The organism is Peribacillus sp. NPDC056705 (assembly GCF_043656335.1).
Genome location: NZ_JBHTYI010000074.1, coordinates 1 through 3602, shown reverse-complemented (window position 1 = coordinate 3602; position 3602 = coordinate 1). Strand labels below are relative to the sequence as shown.

The 3602-nt window shown below is 50.8% G+C and carries 4 protein-coding genes; all 4 read left to right on the top strand.

All coding sequences use genetic code 11. The features are described from left to right. The first annotated feature begins 455 nt into the window (after nucleotides 1-455). On the top strand, nucleotides 456-626 hold the full coding sequence (locus tag ACFRAK_RS27265) for a hypothetical protein (protein WP_023959900.1): 171 nt from the start codon (nucleotides 456-458) through the stop codon (nucleotides 624-626). A gap of 183 nt (nucleotides 627-809) precedes the next feature. Further along, the gene (locus tag ACFRAK_RS27260) at nucleotides 810-2453 is read left to right on the top strand and encodes an SWIM zinc finger family protein (protein WP_394572920.1); all 1644 of its coding nucleotides are present in this window, start codon (nucleotides 810-812) and stop codon (nucleotides 2451-2453) included. Then, nucleotides 2450-2593: a hypothetical protein gene (locus ACFRAK_RS27255; RefSeq protein WP_394572919.1), complete on the top strand. Its 144-nt coding sequence runs from the start codon at nucleotides 2450-2452 to the stop codon at nucleotides 2591-2593. Before ACFRAK_RS27260 ends, ACFRAK_RS27255 begins: the two co-directional genes overlap by 4 nt. 18 nt (nucleotides 2594-2611) lie before the next feature. Beyond that, nucleotides 2612-3602, top strand: a 991-nt coding sequence (locus ACFRAK_RS27250) for an SNF2 helicase-associated domain-containing protein (protein ID WP_394572918.1), incomplete at its 3' end; no start/stop codon positions are given.

Below are 3602 nucleotides of genomic sequence, written 5' to 3'. Positions count from 1 at the left end.
TTGGGTAAGTGAGAATTCCGACGATTACTGCGTATTCCCGTCCAATCCATCCTGTATGTGCCTACGAGACGGCAGCCTTAGGCCTGTTGAGTTATTGAGTATAACCCGCGCATAAACGAAGTTAAGCGACTCATGCGCGTGTGCTTATTCCTTATACGAGATTCAAACCATATGAATCGAAACACATTAAATGAATAGGTATTAGGAACTATATTCATTCGCATTTTTACTGTTCTGTTGTTCCAAGAGGTTTGCAACAAGGGTATTTATATCTGATTGACAAAAAATCTGGGAGAACTATACAATTCCTCCAGACCATATGTTACATTAGCTGGGTGAGTTCGGGGCTAATCCAAAGCAAATTATTCTCTATATTTACATTCGCTTGGGGATAAAGTGACCCGCATGTTCGACATTAGAGAAGAGTAACTTATGACAAAAGGGGGGAACACGAAATGAGTTCAACATCTTCGATGATGACGATCTGGTCTGCATTTTACTTCATTATCAACGGACTGTTTATGCTGCTTGGGTTATATGCCCTCTACCTGCTAATTAAACTGCTTATTCGGGCAATCACAGCCGTAGAGCTCTATATTGACGAGAAGAAAAATCGTCGTTTGTAAGATTAGCTCGGATACTATGGGATTTACAACTACCATTCTTATTATCTAGTCCAAGCGCAAAGCCCGCGTACCCTATGCGGGCTTTTTCCGCGCGAGCTCGTGTCAGCTGGTTTCTTCATCTATAGGAATGTGATAGATTTAATGGATACTAATTTCATTCTCTCTTAGGAGACTGGTTCGATTATGAATTCAAATACAATCCTAGACGATATACAATGGCAGACTCTGATTCAACAGACGGCGGCCACGTTCAGTGACGTTACAATCAAACGGGGCTTTCAATACTACAAGCAGGGCCGTATCGCCGAGAGCGAGATAGACCACACGGCTGACGGAATTGTTAATGCGACCGTAGATGGATCTGAAACGTACCGGGTTGAGCTTCATGTTCATGCCTTGGACGATAGTCATTGCAGTTGCCCGGTTCAAAGCGGCTGCAAGCATATGGTGGCGGTATTGCTCGATTATGCCAACCGGCAAGGTCGATCCATTCACGCTCTGGTCAACGTACATTCTACTCTATACACTGCCACGTCCTACTCAAGGGATGGGCTAAGCCAGACTGAAGATAAGCCGCTGCCAGCCGGTGCGATGAAGTGGAAAGAAAAAGCGGACAGGTTGCCTGAGCTGCCTGTTTCGGAGTGGCACGATCTGTTCGAGATCTGCACGGCTTCACTTGGAAGCAACACCCAGAATTCTTTTTATGCCAAAAATGCACTCGCCTCCCTCCATCATATCAAGCCGCCATTAACGGCCAACCTGGATACCTTGTTCGACTTCCATGCGCTGCTCTTTGTGCTCGGCAAGCTAGTGAAGCCTCCCGGCAATGTATGGAATTCATCCGGGTCGTATATCGGTTACCATACGCAGATTGCAGCGGATCACGTGGTGGCCAAGCTGGAGGATATGTTCAAGGGAGCGATCAAATTTGAACCAGCTGACGCTGCATGGGAACAGCGCTTCGCTGAAACGATCGAATACGTAAGACGTAACATGCTGCTTGAGCAGAAAAACCGCAAATTCTATACCCAAGTGTACGCTGGGATGTGGATGAACTGGATCTATCCGAATGTTCAACATGAGCGCCATGCCTTCCAGACGGAGTTAAATCAATTGGAATCGGCAGAAGCGGAGCTGGCTCAGTCCCTCTCCCCATCGAGCTTGATGATTGCCCGGAGCATGATGCATCTCTTTTTAGAAGAGGACCGGGAAGCTTTGGATTTACTGCGGCAAGCCGAGCAGTCCGCCCCGCTCCCGCAGGGCTTTCTCGTCACTTTGTTCCAGATGCTGTATAACGCCAGCCAGTGGGAGCGGCTCGCCAGATGGTTATCGGAGATCAGCCCGCTGCTTGGCAATCAACGAAACGCGGCGCTGGCCGGTTACCAGCACTACTGGAATGAAGTCGTGAACCATCTGCCGGAAGCAGCGGATATGATGTGGGACAGCCTCGTCACGCTGCTTCCATCCTCCAAGGAAATCTATCAGGAAGCTTTAATCGATCACGGCAAATGGCGGGAATGGATGGATTATCAGCTTAGCACTGGCTTGGAGCCGTTAGAACTACGGGTTAGCGAGCTGGCTCCGATCGAGAAGCATGCACCGGAACTGCTGCTCCCCTTCTATCATCAGGCCGTGGAACGCTACATTCTGCATAAGAATCGAGCTGGCTACAAAGCAGCCGTGAAGCTGCTCAAACGCCTCGCCAAGCTGTACAAGAAGCTGAAGCAGCAGGAGCGCTGGGAAGAGTTCATCCTGTCGTTATCGGTGCGTAACAGCCGCCTTCGCGCATTACAGGAAGAGCTCCGGAGAGGAAAGCTGATATCATGAGCAAACATACCACAACCATTACCGTTCACATGGCATTAAGTGAATACGGTGATGCCGTCATCTACGGCTCGACCGTCATGAACGGCTATGTGTCCGGACAATATCTGAAACACCGTTTGTTCGCCTGGCATGAGGAATAGTTCTTCGGAACAGAACTAATGGTCCAGACCGTCTCCGACATGGAGGTCATCATCCTGCCGGCTGAGCAAGTGCTTGGCTTTTTCGCAGAAGGCCGTTTATTGGAGCATATCGAATGGGTCTGGGATGCCGATTGCCTTCCTTTCATTCAGATCGCCCCCTCATTGGCAGCATCGATCAAAGATACGAAATTCATGCCGAGCTTCAGCGCCTTTCAAGCCGGCAAGCTTCAGTGGGAATGGGATATGCACTGCTTCCATTCTGAAGAACAGGCACTGCTCGATGAGCTATGCTCCGATGAAATCTGGAATGAAGGCTTGCACGCAACCTACTCCGCGGCAGTACACAGCTCTTGTTACGGAAGTGAGGAAGCTGCCGCCAATCTGCGCCGGGAATTCCCACTGCTCTTCTCAGGAAACCGTATGGGCATCGAGGGCATGGATACCCGTTCCTGGTTAATTGCTATCGGTTGGCGAGCAGACACCGCGCCCTTCCGTCCGCTGCTTCAGCTGCTGGAACCTGATGATGAAGCTGAAGACTGGCGTCTTCGGCTCGTGCTGCAGAATAAACAAGATGCTGCTGATCTTGCGGCCGTGCGCCTGAGCGCAAACGGAGAGGCCCTTGGAACCTGGCAAGAAGCATGGACTCCTCACATTCTGGAACGGTCGCCGGGATGGCTCCAAAGTCTGCGGGCCATTCTGCCAGAACGTTACTTGTATGACACCGGTGAACAAGTGCTCAACAAGCCGTTATCCGACGAAGCGGCATGGCAGTTCCTGACGATGGACAGCCAGCGTCTGCTTGATTCAGGCTGGCTCGTATTGCTCCCGGCCTGGTGGGAAGCCGCAAGCCGGAAGAAACCCAAGCTGCGGGCCAAGGTGCGCGCTGGCGAAGGAGATAATCGGGAACGCAGCAGCGGCGGTTCCCTGTTCGGACTGGACGCACTCATTAACTTCGATTGGCGTATAGCCATCGGAGAAACGACCTTGACCGAGGCCGAATTCGCTGAGC

Coding starts and splice junctions, on each gene's coding strand:
- ACFRAK_RS27265 (WP_023959900.1), top strand. CDS start 456: ATGAGTTCAACATCTTCGATGATGACGATCTGGTCTGCATTTTACTTC.
- ACFRAK_RS27260 (WP_394572920.1), top strand. CDS start 810: ATGAATTCAAATACAATCCTAGACGATATACAATGGCAGACTCTGATT.
- ACFRAK_RS27255 (WP_394572919.1), top strand. CDS start 2,450: ATGAGCAAACATACCACAACCATTACCGTTCACATGGCATTAAGTGAA.